The sequence below is a fragment of the Fimbriimonadaceae bacterium genome (assembly GCA_019638775.1).
Lineage (GTDB): Bacteria > Armatimonadota > Fimbriimonadia > Fimbriimonadales > Fimbriimonadaceae > JAHBTD01.
Genome location: JAHBTD010000084.1, coordinates 1 through 2,361, shown reverse-complemented (window position 1 = coordinate 2,361; position 2,361 = coordinate 1). Strand labels below are relative to the sequence as shown.

Here is a 2,361-nt window from a genome sequence, read left to right as displayed (position 1 = left end):
GGGTTGAATTTCTTGCACCAACTGACGGCGCGGAATCTCCTCAAATGGTAGAAGCACCGAGATTCCCCCAAATGTTCTTTCTCGATTTCTAATTCCAGCAAGTCAAATGAACGCTATTAATTACAAAGGTGCATCCCCGATTTATTGGAAGGCCTTTTTGATCCTTTTGATGATAGGCAGTCTTTTTAACATTGGAGGCTGTGTTGCGATTGGCCATGGCACATACAGCTGGCCAACTTTTGTTGGAGGTAGCGAAGATGATGAGGGAAAAGAATATCCCGTTCTAAATCTGTCAGGAATAGCGATTCGTGTATTTGCTCACAATGATGATTCATTCGGTTTGATCGGACCTGTGGTCCCTTTCATTCCCATTTGGGAGCACACTGGTGGTTCTCCATTTTGGATAGGCGTCCATCTTAACCCGGAGGTTAAGGAATTTGTTTTCGATCCATTTCAGGTCGGTCTAGCGCTGGAGGGAGGGCAACTATTGCTTCCTGAAAGATTTACCGGACCATTCATGGCCACAGAAGACGATCCTACGAGGTTTTGCTCCGGAATTTTTGATCCTGAATTTCACAAAAGCGAGCACGCCACTTTTTTCGTGATCGGCGAGATGTGCTTTGGGATTGCGTTCAACATCATCACTCCAAAGCCAGATGCCAAGTTTTCTGTGCTAATTGACGGTCTTGAGCAGAAAGAACGGTCTGTGAGTGTGCCGAAAATTACATTTGGCAAGAAGGAGCGGGGAGGCTGGTCCATTTGCCTCAGTGGCTCAGTTTGCACAGAGCATTGGACGATGAGATGAACGTCAATATTCTGAGAATTCGATTCGCATGTGGGGTGAACCCCTTTAGTGAGACAGTTTCGCATTAGCACACTTCGGGTGGATTGCCGTCCTTCCTCTACGAGACTTCTCCCGATGTTGATTTCTGTGCAGGCCGAAAAAACTGCATGCGGGCCGCAGTCGACGGCGGCCCGGACGCGAGCTCGCGCTCAAACTCGTTCGGGGGCTGGTAGCCCAGTGCCGAATGAAGTCGGGTGCCATTGTAGTATTCCTCGATGAAGACGGCGAGGTTCGACCGCAGATGGTCCAGATCGCGATACGCGGTCGCGTAGATCTCCTCCCGCTTCAGCGTTTTCATAAAACTCTCACAACTGGCGTTGTCATAGGGATTCGCCGGCCGACTCATGCTCGGAATCATCTGCTGCTGCCGGAGCACCTGCACATACGCGCCTGAGGCATATTGAATCCCTCGATCAGAATGATGCACGACGCCTGGCGGAGGCTGGCGCGCCGTGATGGCCTGATGCAAGGCCGCCAGTGGCAACCGCGTCGCCAAGGTCTTCTCCAAGGCCCAGCCCACCACCTTGCGGGAGAAGCCATCGAGCAGCACGGCCAGATAGACGAACTCCGTGCGCAGGCGAATGTAGGTGATGTCTGCCACCCACAGCTGATTAAGGCCCGTCAACGTGAGCCGGCTGGCGAGATTGAGATACACCTCCAACTCATGCTGTGCATTCGTCGTGGTGACAAAGGCCCGCGGCTGAACGGCCAACAGGTTGTCTTCTCGCATGAGCCGGGCGACGCGCTTATGATTCACCAGGAGGCCGCGCCGCCGTAACTCCGCCGTGATGCGCCGATAGCCATACCGCCGGCGATGCGCCAGGGCGATGTGTTGAATGGCATCACGCACCGCCATCTCCTCCTCGACCGGATGCCACTCCTGCAGTGACCGATAGAAGCCCGCCCGACTGACCGGCGCCAGCTGACACATGCGCTCGATACTGAGGCTGCCTTGCTGCGACATTACGCCTCGGATGTGGGCGTAGATGCCGTCCCGCCAGCATCGCCGCTCCGCTGACGTCGAGCCTTTACTTCTCGCAAGGCACCGGCGAAAAAATCCGCCTCCAGCGTCTTGTCCGCCACCGCCCGTTTCAGTCGGCTGACCTCCTTGCGGAGCGTCGCTTCCCGGGAATTCGGCGGAGGTCCTTCGCCTTCTTCCGCCGGCTCCAACTGATCGCGCCACGTATACAACAGCCGCCGATGGACGCCTAACTCCTTCGACAGCGCCACGATGTTGTCGCACTGCTTCAACCGCATGACCGCGTACTGCCGAAACGCCTTCGGAAATTTGCCCACGCGCTTCTTGGCCACTTGCCTCCCTCCTGGTGCAAGTGTGCCAATGTTGGCTGTCTCAATCTAGGGGTGCAGTCCACATGCCTGTGCTAAATTTGTGCTAAAAATTTTCAAAATCGACCAATACCCCTCGAATCCATCGAATCAGTGGAAGGCACACAAGTATCTGTTTTGGCAGTCAAAACGGGGAAACCATTTGATACACCGAGCATTCTAAAAACTGT

3 protein-coding genes are annotated in these 2,361 nt (G+C 54.5%); 1 reads left to right on the top strand and 2 read right to left on the bottom strand.

Annotation, left to right across the window (positions count from 1 at the left end):
* The first annotated feature begins 106 nt into the window (after positions 1–106).
* Positions 107–805, top strand: a complete 699-nt coding sequence (locus tag KF784_20070) for a hypothetical protein (protein ID MBX3121355.1) — start codon at positions 107–109, stop codon at positions 803–805.
* 97 nt (positions 806–902) lie between these two features.
* On the opposite strand, the gene KF784_20065 is transcribed toward KF784_20070, so the two are convergent.
* Both KF784_20065 and KF784_20060 read right to left on the bottom strand, forming a co-directional pair.
* Positions 903–1,808, bottom strand: coding sequence for an IS3 family transposase (locus KF784_20065; protein MBX3121354.1), 906 nt, complete (start codon positions 1,806–1,808; stop codon positions 903–905).
* On the bottom strand, positions 1,808–2,155 hold the full coding sequence (locus tag KF784_20060; GenBank protein MBX3121353.1) for a transposase: 348 nt from the start codon (positions 2,153–2,155) through the stop codon (positions 1,808–1,810). The genes KF784_20065 and KF784_20060 overlap by 1 nt, the downstream gene beginning before the upstream one ends.
* Between the last annotated feature and the right edge of the window lie 206 nt (positions 2,156–2,361).